This window comes from Amycolatopsis sp. NPDC049691 (assembly GCF_040675005.1).
Classification (GTDB): domain Bacteria; phylum Actinomycetota; class Actinomycetes; order Mycobacteriales; family Pseudonocardiaceae; genus Amycolatopsis.
Window position 1 is genome coordinate 19304 of sequence record NZ_JBFANX010000013.1, and the last position, 18670, is coordinate 37973.

22 protein-coding genes are annotated in these 18670 nt (G+C 73.1%); 8 read left to right on the forward strand and 14 right to left on the reverse strand.

All coding sequences use genetic code 11. From position 1 onward, the window contains the following. Window positions 1-96: 96 nt before the first annotated feature. The gene (htpG, locus tag AB0J40_RS27405) at window positions 97-1992 is read left to right on the forward strand and encodes a molecular chaperone HtpG (RefSeq protein ID WP_364457848.1); all 1896 of its coding nucleotides are present in this window, start codon (window positions 97-99) and stop codon (window positions 1990-1992) included. 33 nt (window positions 1993-2025) lie between these two features. Here the strand turns inward: htpG and AB0J40_RS27410 are convergent, their stop codons facing one another. The 7 genes from AB0J40_RS27410 to AB0J40_RS27440 form a co-directional block, all read right to left on the reverse strand. Beyond that, complete coding sequence (locus AB0J40_RS27410) at window positions 2026-3219, reverse strand: IS30 family transposase (protein ID WP_364457850.1); 1194 nt, start codon at window positions 3217-3219, stop codon at window positions 2026-2028. A 72-nt stretch (window positions 3220-3291) separates the two neighbouring features. Continuing rightward, on the reverse strand, window positions 3292-4734 hold the full coding sequence (locus AB0J40_RS27415; RefSeq protein WP_364457852.1) for a glycoside hydrolase family 76 protein: 1443 nt from the start codon (window positions 4732-4734) through the stop codon (window positions 3292-3294). A gap of 92 nt (window positions 4735-4826) precedes the next feature. Next, a complete protein-coding gene (locus AB0J40_RS27420; RefSeq protein ID WP_364457854.1) occupies window positions 4827-5444 on the reverse strand; it encodes a cupredoxin family copper-binding protein in 618 nt (205 codons plus the stop codon). Then, window positions 5441-5848: a hypothetical protein gene (locus tag AB0J40_RS27425; RefSeq protein ID WP_364457856.1), complete on the reverse strand. Its 408-nt coding sequence runs from the start codon at window positions 5846-5848 to the stop codon at window positions 5441-5443. Before AB0J40_RS27425 ends, AB0J40_RS27420 begins: the two co-directional genes overlap by 4 nt. A gap of 65 nt (window positions 5849-5913) precedes the next feature. After that, window positions 5914-6882 carry a cupredoxin family copper-binding protein gene (locus tag AB0J40_RS27430; RefSeq protein WP_364457858.1) on the reverse strand — a complete coding sequence of 323 codons (969 nt, stop codon included), beginning with the start codon at window positions 6880-6882 and terminating at the stop codon, window positions 5914-5916. 23 nt (window positions 6883-6905) lie between these two features. Further along, window positions 6906-7814, reverse strand: a complete 909-nt coding sequence (locus AB0J40_RS27435; RefSeq protein ID WP_364457860.1) for a CopD family protein — start codon at window positions 7812-7814, stop codon at window positions 6906-6908. Window positions 7815-7817: 3 nt separating this feature from the next. Next, the gene (locus tag AB0J40_RS27440) at window positions 7818-8420 is read right to left on the reverse strand and encodes a hypothetical protein (protein ID WP_364457862.1); all 603 of its coding nucleotides are present in this window, start codon (window positions 8418-8420) and stop codon (window positions 7818-7820) included. 390 nt (window positions 8421-8810) lie between these two features. Between AB0J40_RS27440 and AB0J40_RS27445 the strand changes: the two genes are divergently transcribed. From AB0J40_RS27445 to AB0J40_RS27465, 5 genes are read left to right on the forward strand one after another with little or no spacing between them, the layout of a single operon-like run. After that, window positions 8811-9347: a copper resistance CopC family protein gene (locus tag AB0J40_RS27445; RefSeq protein ID WP_364457864.1), complete on the forward strand. Its 537-nt coding sequence runs from the start codon at window positions 8811-8813 to the stop codon at window positions 9345-9347. 46 nt (window positions 9348-9393) lie between these two features. Then, window positions 9394-9732: a hypothetical protein gene (locus AB0J40_RS27450; protein ID WP_364457866.1), complete on the forward strand. Its 339-nt coding sequence runs from the start codon at window positions 9394-9396 to the stop codon at window positions 9730-9732. 37 nt (window positions 9733-9769) lie between these two features. Then, complete coding sequence (locus AB0J40_RS27455; RefSeq protein ID WP_364457868.1) at window positions 9770-10828, forward strand: erythromycin esterase family protein; 1059 nt, start codon at window positions 9770-9772, stop codon at window positions 10826-10828. Continuing rightward, a complete protein-coding gene (locus AB0J40_RS27460) occupies window positions 10818-11471 on the forward strand; it encodes a phosphoribosyltransferase family protein (protein ID WP_364457870.1) in 654 nt (217 codons plus the stop codon). The genes AB0J40_RS27455 and AB0J40_RS27460 overlap by 11 nt, the downstream gene beginning before the upstream one ends. 58 nt (window positions 11472-11529) lie before the next feature. Continuing rightward, the gene (locus tag AB0J40_RS27465; RefSeq protein WP_364457872.1) at window positions 11530-11967 is read left to right on the forward strand and encodes a DUF6292 family protein; all 438 of its coding nucleotides are present in this window, start codon (window positions 11530-11532) and stop codon (window positions 11965-11967) included. A 1-nt stretch (window position 11968) separates the two neighbouring features. On the opposite strand, the gene AB0J40_RS27470 is transcribed toward AB0J40_RS27465, so the two are convergent. The 4 genes from AB0J40_RS27470 to AB0J40_RS27485 form a co-directional block, all read right to left on the reverse strand. Further along, window positions 11969-12325 (reverse strand): VOC family protein, encoded by a 357-nt coding sequence (locus AB0J40_RS27470; protein ID WP_364457874.1) that lies wholly within the window; start codon window positions 12323-12325, stop codon window positions 11969-11971. Then, window positions 12322-12738: a hypothetical protein gene (locus AB0J40_RS27475; RefSeq protein WP_364457876.1), complete on the reverse strand. Its 417-nt coding sequence runs from the start codon at window positions 12736-12738 to the stop codon at window positions 12322-12324. The genes AB0J40_RS27470 and AB0J40_RS27475 overlap by 4 nt, the downstream gene beginning before the upstream one ends. A gap of 11 nt (window positions 12739-12749) precedes the next feature. Further along, a complete protein-coding gene (locus AB0J40_RS27480; RefSeq protein ID WP_364457878.1) occupies window positions 12750-13211 on the reverse strand; it encodes a DUF4383 domain-containing protein in 462 nt (153 codons plus the stop codon). Between the two features lie 155 nt (window positions 13212-13366). After that, on the reverse strand, window positions 13367-14191 hold the full coding sequence (locus tag AB0J40_RS27485) for an SDR family oxidoreductase (RefSeq protein ID WP_364457880.1): 825 nt from the start codon (window positions 14189-14191) through the stop codon (window positions 13367-13369). Between the two features lie 78 nt (window positions 14192-14269). On the opposite strand from AB0J40_RS27485, the gene AB0J40_RS27490 reads away from it, so the two are divergent. Next, on the forward strand, window positions 14270-15289 hold the full coding sequence (locus tag AB0J40_RS27490; RefSeq protein WP_364457882.1) for a Ppx/GppA phosphatase family protein: 1020 nt from the start codon (window positions 14270-14272) through the stop codon (window positions 15287-15289). A gap of 59 nt (window positions 15290-15348) precedes the next feature. Beyond that, the gene (locus AB0J40_RS27495) at window positions 15349-15537 is read left to right on the forward strand and encodes a DUF2795 domain-containing protein (RefSeq protein ID WP_364457884.1); all 189 of its coding nucleotides are present in this window, start codon (window positions 15349-15351) and stop codon (window positions 15535-15537) included. Between the two features lie 42 nt (window positions 15538-15579). Here AB0J40_RS27495 and AB0J40_RS27500 read toward each other — a convergent pair whose 3' ends face one another. Genes AB0J40_RS27500 through AB0J40_RS27510 form a run of 3 tightly spaced genes read right to left on the reverse strand, consistent with a single transcriptional unit; the run spans window position 15580 to window position 18642 of the window. Next, entirely contained in the window at window positions 15580-16125 is a 546-nt protein-coding gene (locus tag AB0J40_RS27500) for an antibiotic biosynthesis monooxygenase (RefSeq protein WP_364457886.1), read from the reverse strand. A 7-nt stretch (window positions 16126-16132) separates the two neighbouring features. Then, window positions 16133-17167 carry a glycosyltransferase family 9 protein gene (locus AB0J40_RS27505; protein ID WP_364457888.1) on the reverse strand — a complete coding sequence of 345 codons (1035 nt, stop codon included), beginning with the start codon at window positions 17165-17167 and terminating at the stop codon, window positions 16133-16135. Continuing rightward, complete coding sequence (locus tag AB0J40_RS27510; protein ID WP_364457890.1) at window positions 17164-18642, reverse strand: HAD-IIIA family hydrolase; 1479 nt, start codon at window positions 18640-18642, stop codon at window positions 17164-17166. The genes AB0J40_RS27505 and AB0J40_RS27510 overlap by 4 nt, the downstream gene beginning before the upstream one ends. Window positions 18643-18670: the final 28 nt, after the last annotated feature.

Here is an 18670-nt window from a genome sequence, read left to right on the forward strand (position 1 = left end):
TCTGCATTGCGTTCATAAAGTGCGCGGCGGGGACTGTCGGACGCACTCGGTAGGATCGACCCAACGAAGGCCGCCCGCACCCGGAAAGGAACGGAAGTGACCACCCCGATCGAGACGCTGGAGTTCCAGTCGGAAGCGCGTCAGCTCCTGCAGCTGATGATCCATTCGATCTACTCGAACAAGGACACCTTCCTGCGCGAGCTCGTGTCCAACGCCTCCGACGCGCTCGACAAGCTGCGGCTGGAGTCCTACCGCGACAAGGACCTCGGCGCGGACACCTCCGACCTGCACATCGCGCTCGAGGCGGACCCGGCGGCGCGGACCCTGACCGTGCGCGACAACGGCATCGGCATGACGCGTGACGAGGTGGTCGCGCTCATCGGCACCATCGCCAAGTCCGGCACCGCCGACTTCCTGGCCAAGCTGAAGGAGGCCAAGGACGCCGCGGCGTCGCAGGACCTCATCGGCCAGTTCGGCGTCGGGTTCTACGCAAGCTTCATGGTCGCGGACAAGGTCACGCTCGTGACGCGCAAGGCCGGCACCGGCGAGGGCGTGCGCTGGGAGTCGACCGGCGAGGGCACCTACACGATCGAGCCGGTCGAGGACGCGCCGCAGGGCACGGCGGTGACCCTGCACCTCAAGCCCGAGGACGCCGAGGACCACCTCTACGACTACACCTCCCCGGCGAAGATCCGGGAGATCGTCAAGAAGTACTCCGACTTCATCACCTGGCCCATCCGGATGAAGGGCGAGGGCGACGACGCGGAGGTCGAGACCGTCAACTCGATGAAGGCGCTGTGGGCGCGCTCGTCGACCGAGGTCACCGAAGACGAGTACCACGAGTTCTACAAGCACGTCAGCCACGACTGGCAGGACCCGCTGGAGACGATCCGGCTGCAGGCCGAGGGCACGTTCGAGTACCAGGCGCTGCTGTTCCTGCCGTCGCACGCGCCGATGGACCTGTTCCTGCGCGAGCGCAAGCGCGGCGTCCAGCTCTACGTGAAGCGCGTTTTCATCATGGACGACTGCGAGTCGCTCGTCCCCGAGTACCTGCGGTTCGTCAAGGGCGTCGTCGACGCGCAGGACCTCTCGCTCAACGTGTCGCGCGAGATCCTCCAGCAGGACCGGCAGATCCAGCTGATCCGCCGTCGCCTGGTGAAGAAGGTCCTCTCGACGGTCAAGACGATGATGACCGCCGACGCGGAGAAGTACGCGACGTTCTGGCGCGAGTTCGGCCGGGCGGTCAAGGAGGGCCTGCTCGACGACTTCGAGAACCGCGACGCCATCCTCGAGATCTCGTCGTTCGCCTCGACGCACGACGCGGAGAAGCCGACTTCGCTGCGCGACTACGTCTCGCGGATGAAGGACGGCCAGGAGCACATCTACTTCATGACCGGCGAGTCGCGTGCGGCCATCGAGAACTCCCCGCACATGGAGGCGTTCCGGGCCAAGGGCTACGAGGTGCTGGTCCTGACCGACCCGATCGACGAGATGTGGGTCGACGCGGTCCCGGCCTTCGACGGCAAGCAGTTCCAGTCCATCGCCAAGGGCCAGGTCGACCTGGAGTCGGACGAGGACAAGAAGGCCACCGAAGTCGCGCGCGAGCAGCAGAAGAAGGACTTCGAGAGCCTGCTGACGTGGATGGGCACGGCGCTGGGCGAAAACGTCAAGGAGGTCCGCCTGTCGTCGCGGCTGACGACGTCGCCGGCGTGCATCGTCGGGGACACCCACGACCTGACCCCGACGCTGGAGAAGATGTACCGCGCGATGGGGCAGGAGCTGCCGCCGATCAAGCGGATCCTGGAGCTGAACCCCGAGCACGGCCTGGTCACCGGCCTGCGCGAAGCCCACGCGGCGCGGCCGGACGACGAGGGGCTGGCCGAGACCGCCGAACTGCTCTACGGCATGGCGCTGCTGGCCGAGGGCGGCGAGCTGGCCGACCCGTCGCGGTTCATCAAGCTGCTGGCCGGCCGCCTGGAGAAGACCCTCTGAGCCGTGGTCGTGAGTGTTCAGGGCGGGGTGGATTCAAGCGGTCGTCGCAACGGGCTCCTGTCCGGACAGTAACACCGCGAGGCGCTCGGCTGGGGTGTCCCAGCCGAGCGTCTTGCGCGGACGACCGTTGAGCTCCGCGGGCACGTTCGCCAGATCCGCCGCCGTGTGCACCGACAGGTCGGTGCCTTTCGGGAAGTACTGCCGCAGCAGACCGTTGGTGTTCTCATTCGAACCGCGCTGCCAAGGCGAATGCGGATCACAGAAGTAGATCGCCATCTCGGTAGCCATCGTGATCTTCGCGTGCTGGGCCATCTCGATGCCCTGATCCCAGGCCAGCGACCGGCGCAACTGCTCCGGCAACCCCCGGATGACCGTGATCATCGCCTCGGCGACCGCCGCGGCGTCCTTGCCTTCCGACAGATGCAACAGCAGACAGAACCGGGTCGTGCGCTCCACCAAGGTCCCGATCACCGAACGACCGTCCTTGCCCACGATCAGATCACCCTCCCAGTGCCCGGGCACCGCCCGGTCGGCAGCCTCGGCCGGGCGCTGGGAAATCGGCACCATCCCGACGATCTTGCCGTGGCGGGCCCGGCGCCCGTCCGGCATCCGCTGGGGCTTGCGGATCGCCCGTCCGGTGCGCAGACAGGCGGCCAGCTCACGCCGCAGCGCACCGCGGCCTTGGACGTAAAGGGCCTGGTAGATCGTTTCGTGGGTCACGTGCATCCTCGGCAGCTCGGGGAAGTCCCGTCTCGGCCTGGCAGCGATCTGCTCCGGCGACCACCGCGCCCACAGGTCCCGCTGGACCCGCTCGTGCAGGACCGGGTCAGCGGCCAGTTTCGCCGGTTTCGGTCGTCTCGCGCGGTGCTCGGCGGTGTGCTGGGCGCTGCTGGCCCGATATCCGGTGGTGGTGCTGTTGCGGGCCAGTTCCCGCCCGATCGTGCAGCGGTGCCGGCCCAGCCGCCGCGCGATCTCCGCGTTCGCCAGCCCATGGGCGTGCAGGACCATGATCTCTTCCCGCTCGGACAACGAGAGATAGCGGCCCGAGCCGGCCGACGGCGCGTTGCTGATCACACCGCCAGCGTGGTCGAACAACCGTCTCCCGCTGGCCCGCGACACGCCCGCGGTTATCGCGGCCTGTTCCACGGGCAGACCCGCCCGCAGCCGGTCCCAGAACGCCACCCGGACCTCCCGGGACAACCACCGACGGCGACCGTTTTCGGTCATCGGCAACACCTCCTAGATCAGGTGTTGCGACGACCCCTAGAACCCAAGCCGCCCTGAACACTCACGACCCGGTCAGGGGGCCGCGTTCATCAGGTCGAGCGCGCTCTGCTGGCGGGCCGCGTCGGCCTGGTCGAACGGCCCGGCCCACAGCAGGCCGTACGCTTCCGCGCTGTTCCGGTCGTTCGCGTACGCCGAGTTCGCCTGGCGCTGCAGGTACCCCGTGTACGGGTGGTCCGACAGCGCCGCGTTCAGCACCGCCAAGTCCCTCGCGTACACGCCCTTGAACGTCGGGCCGTCCGCCCCGCCACCACCCGCGCTCTCGCCCGGGTCGCGGAGGATGCCGCCGGGGTTGAGCGAACCGTTCGTCGTCGAGGCGTTCGCCAGCGTCCGGGCCTTCGTCAGCAGGCCCGCGTCGCCCGTGGCCCGGGACAGCTCGGTCAGCGCCGCCAACGGCACGCCCTGGTTGTACGACCACACCGCCTGGCCGTTGTTCGCGCACGTCGACGTGGTCAGCCCGTCGTTCACCAGGTTCGAGCCGTTGATCATCCCGCTGCCGGCGAACCAGCTCCAGCCCGCCCGCGCTCGCGCCAGGTACACCGTGTCACCCGGGATGCGGTTGTGGAGGGCCGCGTTCAACTGGATGTACAGCGAGTTCGGGATGGCGTTCTTGTAGGTGCGGCTCGTGCTCCACCAGACCCCGCCGCCGCAGACGCCGTCCCAGTAGGCGTACATGTGGTCGGCGTCGGCGCGGGCGGTGTTCAGGTACTTGCCGTCGCCCGTCAGGTCGTACGCGTCCACCCACGCCAGGCCCCACCAGCCCGTGTCGTCGAGGTAGTCGTTGCGGAACTGGCCGCCCTGGGCCGCGAGGTTCTTCGTGTACGTCGTGTCGATCGCGTACCGGTAGCTGCCCATGCCGCTGATCCGGGCGTTGTCGATGATCGCCGTGAGCGCGTTGGCCGAGTTCCACCAGCCGGTGGTGTCGAACAGGCCGGTGCCCTGGTTGTAGCGCTCCATCAACGCCGTCGCGGCCGCGGTCCGGCGGTCCCACGCGTTCCACGTCGTACGGGCCCAGCCGGTGCAGGCGATCGTGCCCGAACCGGCGGGCTGCCCGCACGCCCGCAGCAGGCCGACGCCCCGGTTGGTCCAGTCGTCGACGTTGTACATCAGCGTCCGCCAGCCGGTGCCGCCCGACGGCGTCGCCGTGTCGCCGAGCTTGCTGCCCGACGCCCACGTGCGCCCGGCGTCGAACGAGCGGTCCAGCCAGACGTGGTCGCCGGCCGCACCCCCGGTGATCGCCGCCCAGCCCATGTCGTCGCCGTCGTCGAGGTGCAGGGAGAGCCGGCGGCCGCTGACGGTCGCCGAAGCGCCTTCGCGATCGCCGGGGGAGAGGGCCGGATCCCGGGCGTCGCAGTACTTGTCGCAGATCGCCGCGAGCGTGGCGGCGGGTGCCGGGGCCGGCGTCGGGGTGGGGCTGGCCGCCATGACGACGGCGAGCAGGGGAGTCAGGAGGTTCATCGGTCACCTTCCGCGCTGAAGGGCGATGACTCCATTCTCGGGAGCTAATAATATTGGTCCAGTCCTCACCGGGACAGGTTTCGGACAGGAATTCACTCCCGGCGCGAGCTGAGCAGCAGCAGGCACAGCACGGCGACCCCGGTGACGAGCCCGGCGACCAGCAGCATCGGGCTCAACGTGGGCGGGCTCGCGGCCGTCGCCTGCTGCACGGCGGGCGCCTCGGTGGCGGGAGCCGCGGCAGGCGCGCTCGTGACCGGGCTGCTCGTGACCGGCGGAGCGGCTGCCGACGGCGCCGCGGCCGCCGCGGTCGTCGTCCGCGCGGGCGCGGGTTTGGCCGGCGCCGGGGTGCTCGCCGGTTTCGGGGGCGCTGTCGTGGGCGCGGGCAGGACCGTCACCGAAGCCCGCATGTCGGGGTGCACCGAGCAGTAGTAGGAGTACGTGCCGGGCTGCCGGAACGTGTAGCTCCAGCTCTGCCCGGCCGACAGCCGCGGGCTCCGGAACGCGACCGGCGCGCTCGTCGTGACGACGTCGTGGGGGGCGTCGTCGTGCTGCATCCAGGTGACCGTGTCGCCGACCCGGACGGTCAGCGTGGCGGGGGAGAAGGCGTAGTCCTGCATCATGACCACCTGCGTGGCCGCGGCCGCGGGCGCGGCGAACGGCGCGGTCAAGAACAGCAGCAGACCGGCCACGGCGAAGGCGGCGCGCCTCATCGGACGAACTCGATCGCGATCTCGGCGTGCAGCCGGCGCCCGGCCAGGAACCGCGCGACCCGGCCGCGCCGGGGTTTGCGGCGGGCCGGGAGGACCGGTCCGGCGGCCCAGATCACGACGCCGTGTTCGTCGCGGTGCCGGACGTCCCCGCGCAGCCGCACCGCCCGGCCGGCGACGCCGCCGTCGATCACCAGGGGCTCGTCGGCGACTTCTTCGGCCGTGAAGACGACCTCGGGGCTCCGCAGGGTGACGGCGAGCGCGGCACCGGGCGTCCAGTGCCCGTCCGTCGCGGTGAGCCGGCGGCGCAGCAGCGGGATCCCCAGCACGCGCAGGGAGAGCTCGATGACGCACCGGTCGCGGCGCAGGGTGTAGCCGGTCCGCGGCAGGACGGCGGTGTCGGGCATTTCGGGAAGACCTCCGGGAAAAGGGCGGGGTGGCCCGGCGGGGGAACCGGGCCACCCGCGGCGGGTCAGCAGCTCGCCTGGTCCAGCAGCGGGGTCAGGACCGTTTCGAGCCACACGGTGTGGGTCTTGATGTACTGGTCGAGGTTCAGCAGGTCGGTCACCTGCTGGCCCAGCGACGTCTCGAGGTGCGCGCTCTTGATGTGGGCGACGATCGGCGCGAGCGTGTCGGTGACGACCTTGTCCGCCGACCCGTCGAAAGCCGGCGCGAGCACGGTTTCCAGCCAGACCGTGTGGGTCTTGATGTACTGGTCGAGGTTGAGGATGTCCTGCACCTGCTGACCCGGTGAGGTCTCCAGGTGCGCGCTCTTGATGTGGTCGATGATCGGCTGCAGGACCGACTTCGGCACGCACGAGCCGCCGCCCGCCGGGGTGGTGGGCATCGGCATCGAGTGGGTCGGGGCCGAGGTCGGCGCGGACGTCGGGGCCGAGGTCGGCGGGGCGCTGGTCGGCGCCGAGCCGGTGACCGTGACCGTCGCCTTCATGTCCGGGTGGATGGCGCAGTAGTAGGAGTAGGTCCCGGCCTTCGTGAAGGTGTGGCTGAAGGTCTGCCCGGTCTGCAGCGTCGGGGACGTGAACTTCTCCGGCCCGTCGGTGACGACGATGTTGTGCGGCGCGGTGTCGTGGTTGGTCCACGTCACCGTGTCGCCGACCGAGATGGTCAGGCTCGCCGGGCTGAACTTGTAGCCCATCGCCTCGACGGACTTCGCCGACGGCGCGGCGGCCGCGGCCGCGCCACCGGCCTGTTCCTGCTCGAGCCCCTGGTACAGCGGGACGGCCAGCGGGCTCTGCTTCGCGAGTGCGGCGAGGTCGACGCTCGCCGACGCGGCCGGGGCGGCCTGCTCGCTCCCGCCGCGCAGCGTGGCGAGGCTGACCAACGCGGCGGCCAGTGCGAGGATCGCGACGGCGACGGGCCAGTTCCGTCGTCGGCGCACCGCCTCCGGCTGCTCGGGGGTGGCGGGGGTGGGCTTGTCCACTGAGGACTCCTTTCGGGGGGTGATCAGCGGCCGGGACTGGCCGTGACGAGGAAGCTCGCCGCGAGGAGGACCACGATGACGAGGGTGGTCTCGGCGGCGACGGAGTAGACGAACGGGCGGACGGTGCCGGCGTCCCCGCGCAGGACGACGGCGAAGTCGAGCCGGCGGCCGACCCAGCCGCGGCTGGCCTGCGCGGCGAGCAGCACGACGGCGAGCACCGCGAGCTTGACCAGCATGGTACGGCCGTAGGCGGTGCCGAAGACCCGCCCGACGCTGCCGACGGTCTGCCAGGCGAGCACGACGCCCGCGGCGACCACGACGGCGACCGACGTCATGGCGAGTTTCGAATACCGCGGGATCACCGACGCGAGCTCGCCGGGATCGCGGCGGGCCAGGACACCGAAGAGGAGCACGGCCAGGCCGCCGATCCACGCGCAGGCCCCGGCGAGGTGGGCGAAGTCCGCGATTTGGGTGAGCCACGGCGAGGTGCTTTCCACCGCGTGGCCGGTGAGCCCGGTGGTCCGCAGCAGCCCGAGCAGGATCGCCCCGGTGCCGGCGCGCCAGGGCAACGCGGTCGCGGCGGCGGGGCCGCGTTGCAGCAGCCAGGCGAGCACCACCCCGCCGAGCAGCCACAACAGCGCCCTGGCGAACCAGATCCGGCCGAACTGGCTGTCCAGTGCCTGGCCGAGCAGGTCCCAGGCCAGGAAGTCACCGGCCGGGCGCTGCGCGGCCCACGCCGCCTGCAGGCCGAGCCCGGCGAGGGTGCCGAGCAGGCCCAGCAGCCAGCCCGCCACCACCACCGACCGGGCGCCGCGGTGGCCGGCGCCCGCCGGCCAGAGCACGGCCAGGAACAGCAGCCCGCCGGCGAACAGGGTCAGGCCGGTGTAGTCGACGGTGCGCGCGAACACGTACCACGCCTTGACGTCGTCCATCCGTCACCGTCCACCCGCGACGGTGGGGGCCGGGACGCCGACGGACTCCGCCGGGACCATCGCGGGTTCGAGGCCGCCGTCCGCGGTGCGGCAGTAGCCGAGGACGAGCGCGCCGAGCCCGTCCGGGCCGGTGACGCCGAGACCGGTGGTCACGGCGCCGACGAGCGGCAGCCCGCCCACCGTGTCCAGGACCTGTTGCGCCGCACCGGGTTGGCAGGTGGGCACCTCGGTTCCGGGCGGCGGGGGTGCCGGTTCCGGCGGGGAGGTCGGCGCGGGCGGGTCCGGAACCGGCGTCGGCGTCGGCGTCGCGACGACGCCGTCGCCGGGTACCGTCGGTATCGTCTCGGCGGGCTGGTCGCCGACGGGGACCGCGGGCAGCGGCGAAACCGGGACGGCCGACGGCGGCAACGCGGACGGAAGGGGTTGCGCGCCCGGTGTTTCCGGCGCGGCGGAGTGCCCGCCGTCCGCGACCGCGGGCGGGGTGGCCGCGTCCGCGGCGCCGCCGGGCCGCAGGCCGATGCCGGACGCGTAGCCGACGACGACCACGACCGCGCCGGCCAGGCTCGCGGCGATGACGTGGTCTCGGCGCAGTGCGGGTCCTCGCACGGTGTGGTCCTCCAAGGAAAGGGATCTCCGCCCGGGAAAGGAATAACCCGGAATGACGGGAGCGGCGGGGAAACAACGGGATGTGGGGAGCAGAAAACCAGCTGTCGCGTTACGGGGCGTGATCCTCACATGAAGGCCGCGTTAAGTCCGGCGGGCGCCGGAGGCCGTCGGGCGGTGAGATGCTCCGCCGGACGCCGGTTCGCCTGGGCCGTTCGGGTGACTCGGGGAGCGAGCCGAAGGAGTAGCCGCCCGATTTGACCGGTTCCCGGGGTCGGGTGCGGCCGGTCGGTGAGAATTGCTTAACGCAGCCGTTTCCGAACGGCCGCCCGTGTTCCCGCGGTGCTCGCTACGGTTCGCGCAGTCCCGAATTCGCGAGAACGCGAGGAAACCATGGCCTCCCGCTTGTCTTTTCCCGTCCGGATCGCCGCCGCGCTGGCGGCCGCGTGCTGCGCGGTCCTGCTCGGCGCGCCCGCGGCGGACGCGCACAGCGTCCTGGTGTCCAGCTCACCCGCCGAGGGCGCGGCGATCGCCACCTCGCCGGCCGAGGCGGTGCTCGAGTTCAACGAGCCCGTGGAGAACCGGTTCACCGAACTCGCGGTCCTCGGCCCGGACGGCGCGTCGCACTGGGAAGCGGGTCCGGTGTCCGTTGTGGACGGACGGGTCTCGGTGCCGCTGCGCCCGCTGGGCCCGGCCGGGGCCTACGCGATCCGGTACCGCGTCACCTCCGCCGACGGTCACCCGGTGTCCGGCACCGTGCCCTTCCGGCTCACCGTCGCGGGTCCGGGGGCGGTGGTGCCGGCCGCCGCGACGGCGGCGAGCCCGGCCGGCGACGCCGGGGTGCCGCTCTGGCCGTGGATCACCGGCGGCGCGATCCTGCTCGGTACCGGGTTCGCGGTCGCCCGCCGGCTGGCGCGCGCCGACGCCTGAGCCGCGGGCGTGTGTGCGCCCGCGCCGGCGCGGGTAACCCCCGGCCATGACGAACCTCGACGACACCCCGGCCGTGACGCTGGACGAGTTCGTGCTCGCCCGGCTCGCGGAGGACGAAGAGCGCGTCCGCGACGGCGAACTGCCGCTGCTCGACGAGGCCGAACGCCGGGGCAGGCTGCGGATCATGTACGCCGACGATCGCGACGGGCTCATCCTCGCCGGCGGGCCGGTCGAAGCGATGGAGGACCGGCATCCGGTGCCGTTCGCCGAAAAGGCCGAGTTCCTGCGCCGCGAGATCCGGGACGTCCACGACGACGCCTCCGTGAAACTGATCGCTTCGGTGTACGAAGCGCACCCCGACTGGCAGGACGGCTGGCGGCCCTGAGGGTTTCGCGGCCCCGCGGAAGGGGAACGTGCGAAGTATGTCCGGAACCGTGCTCACCGACGTGACGGCGATCCGCGAAGCGGCGACGGCCCTGCGCAGCCCGCAGGACCTCGACCCGCTCGTCCGGCGGATCGGGCGCGCCCGGATCGTCCTGCTCGGCGAGGCGACCCACGGAACGGCCGAGTTCCACCGCTGGCGCTCCGAGCTCACGAAACGGCTGCTGGCCGAGCGGGACTTCTCGTTCGTCGCCGTCGAAGGCGACCAGGCGGAGTGCCACCGGGTGCACTGCTGCGTCGCCGGGGCGCCCGGCGCGCCGAACGACGCCGGCCAGGCGCTGTGGGGGTTCCGCCGCTGGCCGACCTGGCGGTGGGCGAACGAGGAGGTCGCAGAGTTCGCCGGCTGGCTGCGCTCGTTCAACGCCACCGGTGACGGCGTCCCGTGCGGCTTCCACGGTCTCGACGTCCACAGCCTTTGGGCCGCCCTGCGCGGCTTCGTCCGCGAGGACGCGCCTGATCGGATGGACGCCACGGTCCGGGCGTGGAACGCCCGCGACACCCACCTGGCCGACAGCCTCGACCGGTTGCTGCGCGCGTACGGCCCGCGGTCCAAAGCCGTGGTGTGGGCGCACGATTCGCACGTCGGGGACGCGCGGGCGACGGACCTGGCCGCCGCCGGCATGGTCAACCTCGGCCGGCTGATGCGGGAGCGGCACGCGGCCGACGGTGTCGTCGCGGTCGGGTTCGGCACCCACCGCGGCTCGGTGATGGCCGCCGGCCACTGGGGCGGGCCGGTGCGCCGGATGACGGTCGAGCCGGCCCGCCCGGACAGCTTCGAGGGCGTGCTGCACGACGCGGTGCCCGGCGGGGACAGCCTGTTCGTCTTCGGCGACGACGACGCGTGGGCGCACGAACTGCGCGGCCAGCGCACGATCGGCGTCGTCCACCGCGGCGGCGGGTACGTCCCGGCGGTCCCGGCGGCCCGCTTCGACGCGTTCGTCCACTGCGACGAGACCACCGCGATCACCCCGCTGCACCACTGGGAACCGGAGGAGGACACCCCGTTCGTCCCGGCGCAGGCGTTTCCGCGTGGTGGCTGACGGGCGGCTCGTCTTCGCCGATCGCGAGGACGGCGGACGGCGCCTCGCCGGCGAGCTGCTGCGCCGGCGCTGGGTGTCCCCGCTGGTGCTCGGCCTCGCCCGGGGCGGCGTGCCGGTGGCCGCGGTCGTCGCCCGGCGGCTCGGCGCCGAGCTGGACGTCGCGGTGGCGCGCAAGATCGGCGCGCCCGGGCGGCGCGAGTTCGGCGTCGGTGCGGTCACCCCGGACGGCCCGGCGATCTACGACGAAGCGATCCTGCGCCGGCTGAAGCTCACCGCGGCCCGGATGGCGCGGGCCGAGCAGCGGGAACGCGCGGAAGCGCGCCGCCGGCTCGAGCGGTACCGGGACGGCCGCCCGCCGGCCGGGCTCGAGGGCCGCGACGTCATCCTCGTCGACGACGGGCTCGCCACCGGCGTCACCGCGACGGCGGCCCTGCGCGACGTCCGGACGGGGAACCCGCGGACGGTGGTGTTCGCGGCACCGGTCGGCGCCCCGGGCGCGGCGGCGGGGTTGCTGCGCGAAGCCGACGACGTCGTCTGCGTGACCGAACCGCCGGACTTTCGCGCGGTAGGCCAGTGGTACGCCGACTTCCATCAGACGAGTGACGAGGACGTGCTGCTCCACCTGGGGGAACACCGCGGTTGACCGGATGGGTGACGGGGTATCACCCGGCGGGGGTACCGACCGGATGGGCAGGCGCGGGATGATCGAACGGGACGGGCTCGGCGCCGCGGCGCGCGGGCTGAGGCAGTACCTGCTGGCCGTGGCGGCCGAGCTGGACGCGCCCGCTTGGTTCTGCGAGGTGGACGTGCCCGCGACGGCGTACCTGGCGCTGGAGCGGCGGCTCCCGCGCTTCCCGGACCACGAGACGGCGCTGCTGTGGGACGAGCGGGACGGCTGGGCCGCCGCCGTCGAGTCGGCCACCGGCGAGGACGTCGTGGTGCTCTCGTACCTCGGTTCGGACGTGCTGCCGAGGCCGGAAGCGGTGGTGGCGTTCGTGCGCGGCCTCTACGACGACGGTTTCCCCGGCCAGCCGGAGCCCCCGGACTTCCGGAGACCCGGGGCCCCGGACGGCTTCGACGAGCGCCTCGCCGCGTACGCGAGTGACGATCCCGTCTGCCTGCCCGAGGGCCGGCCCTGAGTCAGCGGGCCGGGAGGACGCAGAACTCGTTGCCCTCCGGGTCCGCGAGCACGATCCACGGATCGCCGGGCGGATCGTCGAGGACCTTCGCGCCCAGCATCACCAGCCGCTCGACCTCCGCGCGCTGGTCGCCTTCGGCCGGGGCCAGGTCGAGGTGCAGGCGGTTCTTCACCGCCTTCTCCTCCGGCACCGGCTGGAACAGCAGCGCCGGCCCGTCGGCGAAGTCCACCTGCCGGTACGTCAGGCCATGCGAGTCGGTCCAGGTCCGGGTTTTCCCGTTCCCCAGTGCCTTTCCCCAGAACTCCGCCAGCAGGTCGGGCTGCCGGCAGTCGACGGCGACGGCCAGGATCCTCGTCACGCCCGCGCCACCACCCGGTTGATCGCCTCGGCGACCAGGTCCGGTTCGCAGACCGTGACCGTCAGGCCGGGGTGGCGGATCAGGCCCCACGGGTCGATGCCGCGGACCGGCTCCCGGAATCGCAGGCAAACACCGCCTTCGGTGGTCGTGCCGAACGTCAGGCCGCGGTCGGCCGGTGACAGCCGGACGCCCAGCGCGCGCAGCGGGCTGAACGGCCCGCTGACCTCGGCGCCGGCGATGTTGGCCAAGGGAGTCGTGACGAGCCACGGCCCGAACCGCACGCGCAGACCGTCGGCGTCCAGTTCCAGGCCGCTGCCGGCGCCCAGCGCGCGGCGCAGCTTGGGGAACCGCACGCAGAAGTCGGCGTGCAGGCGGTAATGCACGACGACAGTGGGTTCCGCTACCTCGGGCACGGCGACCTCCTTCACGCGGCGTCCTCCCCGGCCGCCCGGCGCTCGCGCGCCGAAATCGAGCGGGCCCCGGCGATCCCGAGCACCAGCCCGGCGATCGCGGTGAGCCCGTGCAGCACGTTGTCGGCCCAGTTGACGTTGATCGGGTCCTCCGGCGTGCTGAACGCCGTGGCGAGCACGCCGTACGCGGTCATGCCGGCGAAGCCCACGAACAGGACCCAGCAGTAGATGATCGCCCCGGCACCGCGGGTGGCGGCGAGCAGCCCGAGGACGCCGACCGCGGTGTGGACGAGGTTCAGGAGCACGCTCGCGCTGAACAGTCCCACCACCTGCCCGGCGGTCACGTGGCCGACCGTCGCCGTTTCCGGCGTCAGCCACCCGGCGATCCCCAGCGCGAGGTAGAGCAGCCCGAGCACGGCGACCACCGGGCGGAGCCAGGCCGGGCCGGTCCGGGAACGGGTCTCGGCGGACGTCATGAAAAGCCTCCTTTTCCCTTCCCGGCCGGATACCCGGCGAACCGGACCGGAAACCGGCGGAGTGGAAGGGGCCGGACGGCGGGCTGGGGGTCCGCCGTCCGGCCCGCGGCCGGGACCCGCGCCGGTCCCTGCAGCCACGGCGCGGGTCCCTGGTCTCAGGGGGAACGCCAGTCGTTCCCGTCGTGGGCGGTGCCGTGCTGGGCGCCCATCAGGAGCAGTCCGCCGTCGACGACCAGCGACGTCCCGGTGATGTAGCCGGCCGCGGGGGTCGCGAGGAACGCGACGGCGGCGGCCACCTCGTCGGCGTGCCCGGTGCGGCCGAGTGGGATGCCGGGGCGCCGCTGCTCGCGCGGGTCCGCGTCGGTCTGCCCGGTCATCGGCGTCGAGATCTCGCCCGGCGCCACGGAGTTCACGGTGATGGCGTGCTCGGCCAGCTCCATGGCGAGCACCTGGGTCAGCGCGCCCGCCCCGGCCTTGGCGGCGCAGTAGGGCGCGGCGCCGACGCGGGGCGTGTGCTCGTGGACGCTGGTGATGGTGATGATCCGGCCGCCGTGGCCGGCGTCGATCATGTGCCGGGCCGCGCGCTGCGACAGGAGGAAGACCCCGTCGAGGTCGACGTCGAGGACTTCGCGCCACTTCTCGTAGCTGATCTCGAGTGCCCGCCGGCTGCTTCCGGTGCCGGAGCAGTTGACCAGGACGTCGATCCCGCCGAGGTCCTCCGCGAACGCGTCGACGACGTCGGCGGCCTCCGGCAGCCGCGTCAGGTCGAGCTGCCGGACGTGCGCCTTGGCTCCGCGCGAGCGGGCTTCGGCGGCGGTCTCCTCGGCACCGTCGGCGTCGGAGTGGTAGGTGATGCCCACGTCCAGGCCGCCGCCGGCGAGAGCGACCGCGACCGCGCGGCCGATGCCGGAGTCCGCGCCGGTCACGACCGCGCGGCGCGGCGAAGCGGCATCGGCCGGAAGTGGCGCCGGGAGGGACACGGGCTGCTCCTTTCGTTCCGGGTCGGCTACCACGTCCTCAGGGGACTAAACCCGGACGGCACCGGGTAATCCGTCCGGATGAGATTGGCCGTGCTGGACATCGGGTCGAATTCCGCTCAGCTGCAGGTGGTGGACGTGTCCGCCGGGGCGCCACCGCTCCCGGCGCACGCGGTGAAGGAACCGACGCTGCTGGCCGAGGAGCTGCTGCCCGACGGGACGCTGAGCGAGGCCGGCGTCGAGCGCGTGGCTGGCGCCGTGAGCCGGTCGGTCGACGCGGCGGTCCGGCTCGGCGTCGACCACCTGTACCCGTTCGTGACGGCGGCGGTGCGCGACGCGGTGAACCGCGAGGACGTCATCGACCGCATCCAGGCGGACTCGGGGATCCGGCCGCAGTTCCTGTCCGGCGAAGAAGAAGCACGGCTGACGTACTTCGCCGCGCGCCGCTGGTACGGCTGGTCGGCGGGACGGCTGCTGCTGATCGACATCGGCGGCGGGTCGATGGAGCTGGTCCTCGGCCGCGACGAGCACCCCGAGCTGGCGATTTCCCTCCCGCTGGGCGCGGGCCGGCTGACGCGCGAGTTCCTGACGGCCGACCCGCCGACGCGCACGCAGCTGAAGGCGGTGCGCCGCCACGTCCGCGACACGCTGTCCGAGGTGGTGGACCGCCTGCGCTGGGAGGGCCCGCCGCGCCGGGTGGTGGCGACGTCGAAGACGTTCAAGCAGCTGGCCCGGCTGACGGGAGCGTCCCCGCAGCGCAAGGGCCCGTTCGTGACGCGCGAGCTGACGGTGGCGGACCTCCGCAAGTGGATCCCGAGGCTGGCCCGCATCCCGGCGGCCGAGCGAGCGGGGCTGCGAGGAATTTCCCGCCCGCGGGCGCGCCAGGTCGTGGCCGGAGCGCTCGGGGCGGAGGTGACGCTGGCGGCGTTGGACGTGCCACGGGTGGAGATCTGCCCGTGGGCGCTGCGGGAGGGCATCCTGCTGCGGCACCTGGAGCGGGTGGCGGACAAGCCGGAGCTGCCGTTGCAGCCGTTGACGAGACATCCGGACGCCGTGGTGCGGCAGTTGCGTCCGGCGGAGGAACAACCGGCGCCGAGTTGAGCGTGTGTCCGGGCGTCGGCCGGGTAACCGCCCCGTTCCCCGAACGGAAGGAGACTCCCGTGAGCAAGCCGAACCCGATCGAGCTGCAGAAGTACCTCTCCGGTGTCGACTACCCGGCCCAGCGCGACGATCTCGTGCGCGCCGCCGAGCGGAACGGGGCCGATGACGGCACCCTCGACGTCGTGCGGAACCTGCCCGACCGGACCTATGACGGGCCCAGCGGTGTGAGCAAGGAGATCGGCGGCTGACCCCCCGGCGCGGCCCGGGCGGGGTGCCGCTCGCCCGGGCCGTCACAGCCACGGACGCAGCACCCGCGTCACCGCCGGCATCACCACGTACGTCATCGTCGTCAGCAGCACCACCGGGAACAGCGCCGCCCGGGCCGGTAGCGGCCAGGACGCCGTCAGCGGGACCACCCACGCCTGGAAGCCCAGCACCAGCGGGTAGACCGCGACCAGCGAAATCAGCCACATCTTCCAGCGCGGCGGGGGCTTCATCGTCGCGATCGCCTCGGACGGGACGTGGAACCACGTCTCCAGGCCCGTCCGGTGCTGCTGCGCCGTCTTGGTCGCGGCCAGCGTGCGCGCGTGGCGCAGCCACTTCTCGCGCTCCGGGGACTCCAGCCAGTTGCGCAGGTCGCGGCGGGTGGCGAACTGGTGGACGACGTGGAAGTCGCGACTGTCCTCGTTGTGCACCACCGTCGCCGCCAGGTTGCCCGGGTAGTGGGCCGCCTCGGCCGTCGCGCCGCGGGCCCACTCCGCGAACTCGGCCACGCGGTCCGGTTTGGCGCGCCAGCTGTACACCGTGGTCACCGGCTCGGTGTCCGATGTGGACATAACTCTCCTACAGCAGGGAACTGATCGCCGCCGGGGCCACCGCGCCGAGCTCGGCCACCGCGCGGCACACCTCCGCCGGGTCGATCTCCTCCAGGCACGGGTGGCCCGGCACCGGGCACACGCGGGCCCGGCTGTCTCGGCACGGCGCGCGCTGGTCGCCCAGCAGCACCACCGGGACGCCGTACGGGGCCCAGCGCGCGGCCGGCACCACCGGGGCGAACAGCGACACCACCGGGGTCCCCGCCGCCGCGGCCAGGTGGGCCGGGCCCGTGTTGGGCGCGACGACGACCTGCGCGCCCGACAGCACCGCCGCCAGCTCGGCCAGGGACGTCCGGCCGCCGAGGTTCACCGCCGACGTCCCCGCCACGCCCGCCGTCAGGTGCGCCTCGCCCGGCGCGCCCGTCACGAGCACGCGGTGCCCCTCGGCCGCCAGCGCCCGCACCACCCGGTGGCTCCAGGCCGGCGACGGCTGCCGCGCCGGTACCGACGCGGCCGGGTGCACCACGACGTACGCGCCGCCGCCCGTCAGCCGCGTGATCGGGGGCAGCGGGCGCCGCAGGGCCAGGGCGCCGTGGTCGTCCGGCGGCAGCGCGTACCCCGCCGCCTCGGCGAGCGACAGCATCCGGACCGGTTCCGGCGGGTCGCCGTCGACGCGGTGGCGCAGGTCGAGCAGGCTGCCCGGGTAGTCCTCGGAGATCGCGCCGATCCACGGGACGCCGGCTTGGCGCAACAACAACGCCAGGGGCAGCGGCGACTGGTGGAACGACGTCAGGATCAGCGCCCGGTCGAACGCCTTGGACCGGATCAGCGCGACGAACTCGCCGGTGTCCTCGGCGGTGACCGGCGGCGGCTCGGGGTCGATCCACGGTGCCGTCCAGGTGAGCACCTCGTCGACGCCTGGCAGCAGCTCGGCCGCGGCGCGCCCGTGCGGCCCGGCCAGCAGCGTCACGTGCGACGCCCGCGCGGCCACGGCGCGGACGCACGGCCCGGCCAGCAGGACGTCCCCGAGGTTGTCCTGGCGGGCGACGAGCACCCGGCTCATCCGGCGACCCCGGCGACGCGCAGCGCTTCGGACAGGTCCTTCGCGACGGCGGCGTGCCGGCGCGCGCGGGCGATCTCGGGTTCGAGCGTGCGGGCCGTCGGCACCAGCACCGCGCGCGCCCCGGCGGCCAGCGCGGCGTCGACGTCGGCGCCGGTGTCGCCGATGACCACGCAGGACGCGGGATCGACCCCTAGTTCGTCCGCCGCGCGCAGCACCATGCCCGGCCGCGGTTTGCGGCAGTCGCAGCCGTCGCCGTCGTCGTGGACGCAGACCTGCCAGGTGCCGAACGGGCCGAACAGCTCCCGGACGCGGTCGTTCACCGCCGCGAGCTGGTCCGGGCTGATCAGTCCTTTCGCGACACCCGACTGGTTGCTGACAACGCCGACCGGCACGCCCCGGTCCCGCAGCCCACGAACCAGCTCGACGGCGCCGGGCACCGGGCGGACCCCGGCCGGGTCGTTGAGGTACGGGACGTCGACGATCAGCGTGTCGTCGCGGTCGAACAGCACCGCGACCGGCGGCTTCGGGCGCCGCGCCGCGATTTCTCCGCGGAGGCGGTGGTAGCACGCGGCGGGCGGGATCAGCGCGCTCGTCACGGCCATCCGGGCGATCTCGCCGGGGGTGCGGGGGCCGGGCAGGATCCGGCGGGTGGTGAACTCCGCCGTCAGCCCGGCCCAGATCCCGGCGGCGAGCACGGCTTTCCCGCGCTGCCGGAACACCGGCAGCGCCAGCGCGGCCAGACCGGCCACTGTGGACAGTGCGTGCAGTCCGAGCCGGCCCTGGCCCGCGCCGGTGCGCTGGCGCCAGAGAACGCCGTGCTTGGCGCGCATCAGCGCGTTGTCCGCGTTGCCGCGCTGGGCTTTGACGCTGTAGAAGAACCCGGCACGGCGGGCGGGATGCGTCGTCACCCGCTCGCCCTGGTCGATCCGGTGCCCGGCTTCGGCGACGCGCAGCGCGAGGTCGGAGTCCTCGCGAAACGCGCGCGGGAACCGCTCGTCGAACCCGCCCGCTTCGACGAGCGCGGCGCGCCGGTAGGCCATGTCCGCGGTGATCCACCGGGCGGTTTCGAGGCCCGCCGTACCGCGTTCGTCGTCGGTCGGACGGCGATCCGCCGGCAGCGGGACGGTGATCCGGCCCTGGGAGGCGGCGACCTCGGGCGGCAGCGACCGCAGGTCTTCGGCGAGCTGCCGCGGCCAGTCCGGCGCGAGCACGACGTCGTCGTCGACGAACGCGATCCACTCGCTTTCCGCCGTGCGCCAGCCGAGGTTCCGCGCGGCCGCCGGGCCGCGCCCGCCCGAGCGCAGGACGCGGACGCCGTCCGGAACGTCCAGTTCGGACCCGCCGGGGCGGTCGTCGACGACGAGGATCTCCGCCGGTCGCGGGCCTTCGCCGCCCAGCAGGGTCGCCAGCAGTGGCCGAAGCGTCTCCCGGCCCGTCGTGGGGATCACCACGGTGTAGTCGAGCGAAGCAGTCACCGGACCGGGCTACCCGCGTGCCGCCCGG

Excerpts from the sequence above, each read along its gene's own strand:
- AB0J40_RS27410 (WP_364457850.1), bottom strand. The coding sequence starts at position 3,219 with ATGACCGAAAACGGTCGCCGTCGGTGGTTGTCCCGGGAGGTCCGGGTG.
- AB0J40_RS27415 (WP_364457852.1), bottom strand. The coding sequence starts at position 4,734 with ATGAACCTCCTGACTCCCCTGCTCGCCGTCGTCATGGCGGCCAGCCCC.
- AB0J40_RS27420 (WP_364457854.1), bottom strand. The coding sequence starts at position 5,444 with ATGAGGCGCGCCGCCTTCGCCGTGGCCGGTCTGCTGCTGTTCTTGACC.
- AB0J40_RS27425 (WP_364457856.1), bottom strand. The coding sequence starts at position 5,848 with ATGCCCGACACCGCCGTCCTGCCGCGGACCGGCTACACCCTGCGCCGC.
- AB0J40_RS27435 (WP_364457860.1), bottom strand. The coding sequence starts at position 7,814 with ATGGACGACGTCAAGGCGTGGTACGTGTTCGCGCGCACCGTCGACTAC.
- AB0J40_RS27445 (WP_364457864.1), top strand. The coding sequence starts at position 8,811 with ATGGCCTCCCGCTTGTCTTTTCCCGTCCGGATCGCCGCCGCGCTGGCG.
- AB0J40_RS27450 (WP_364457866.1), top strand. The coding sequence starts at position 9,394 with ATGACGAACCTCGACGACACCCCGGCCGTGACGCTGGACGAGTTCGTG.
- AB0J40_RS27455 (WP_364457868.1), top strand. The coding sequence starts at position 9,770 with ATGTCCGGAACCGTGCTCACCGACGTGACGGCGATCCGCGAAGCGGCG.
- AB0J40_RS27465 (WP_364457872.1), top strand. The coding sequence starts at position 11,530 with ATGATCGAACGGGACGGGCTCGGCGCCGCGGCGCGCGGGCTGAGGCAG.
- AB0J40_RS27480 (WP_364457878.1), bottom strand. The coding sequence starts at position 13,211 with ATGACGTCCGCCGAGACCCGTTCCCGGACCGGCCCGGCCTGGCTCCGC.
- AB0J40_RS27490 (WP_364457882.1), top strand. The coding sequence starts at position 14,270 with ATGAGATTGGCCGTGCTGGACATCGGGTCGAATTCCGCTCAGCTGCAG.
- AB0J40_RS27500 (WP_364457886.1), bottom strand. The coding sequence starts at position 16,125 with ATGTCCACATCGGACACCGAGCCGGTGACCACGGTGTACAGCTGGCGC.
- AB0J40_RS27505 (WP_364457888.1), bottom strand. The coding sequence starts at position 17,167 with ATGAGCCGGGTGCTCGTCGCCCGCCAGGACAACCTCGGGGACGTCCTG.